General features: G+C 60.8%; 2 protein-coding genes. Both read left to right on the forward strand.

What is annotated here, in order from left to right:
- Positions 1-230, forward strand: a 230-nt coding sequence (locus DXX99_RS10965) for a PIN domain-containing protein (protein ID WP_115793504.1), incomplete at its 5' end; no start/stop codon positions are given.
- Between the two features lie 29 nt (positions 231-259).
- Positions 260-954 (forward strand): tyrosine-type recombinase/integrase (locus DXX99_RS10970; RefSeq protein ID WP_115793505.1); only part of this gene is annotated, 695 nt, incomplete at its 3' end.

Consider the following 954-nt stretch of genomic DNA (forward strand, 5'->3'; position numbering starts at 1 on the left):
ACCTGCTGGAGGGGATTCTCGCTCTTCCCTGGGTAGTGATGGTGTATCCGAAAGAGAGGATTTCTGTAGTGCAGAAGGATCCGGAGGATGACAAGGTTCTGGAGTGTGCCGTAGAGGGCAAGGCCGGGTGGGTGGTGACCGGCGACAGCCACTTGCTGGAGCTGCGCTCCGTGAGGGGTATAGCCATCGTTACGGCAGAGGAGTTTCTGCGAGCTCTTAGGAAAGGCTAGGCAAAAAAGAGGGGGTACAGAAAGAAGGAATGAGCGATTGGCTTTCCGACTTTGAGGACTTCTGTCTCCGCTGCGGCCTTTCTCCCTCAAGCGTCAGGGCCTACCTGGGGGTTGTTAAGCGCTTCGTGGCCTGGTGGGAGGGGACAAGCGGAGAGGCTTTCGATCCCCGGGCGGTCACGCCTCTGGACGTGGCCGACTACCGCCGGTACCTCCAGGGGCGTGGCTTCAAGCCCGCTACGGTCAACTTCAACCTGGAGGCGATCAAGAGCTTCTTCCGGTGGCTGAAGGAGGAGCGGGCTTTGCCCGACAACCCGGCCGAGGGGGTGAAGAAGGTGCCTGAAGCGAGGCTCTCACCCAGGTGGCTCACCAGGAGGGAGGTCGGGCTTTTAGCTCGTGCCGTGCAGAGGTACGGGACGGCTAAAGACAAGGCCCTCTTTGCCCTGCTCCTGCACGCAGGCCTGAGAGTTTCTGAAGCGGTCTCTTTGAGGCTTGAGGATGTGGTCATACGGGAGCGGTCGGGCTTTGTGCGGGTGAGGTACGGCAAGGGCGGGAAGTACCGGGAAGTGCCCTTAAACAGCACGGTGAGGCGCATCCTTAAGGAGTACCTGGCGGAGCTTCCTCCTCGAGGAGGCGAGTGGCTCTTTCCCGGTAAAAGAGGCCCCATGACTCCCAGGGCCGTGCAGAAGAGGCTCAAGCTTTTCGGGCGCATAGCGGGGGTGGAGGT

This window comes from Ammonifex thiophilus (assembly GCF_003368535.1).
Lineage (GTDB): Bacteria > Bacillota > Desulfotomaculia > Desulfotomaculales > Ammonificaceae > Ammonifex > Ammonifex thiophilus.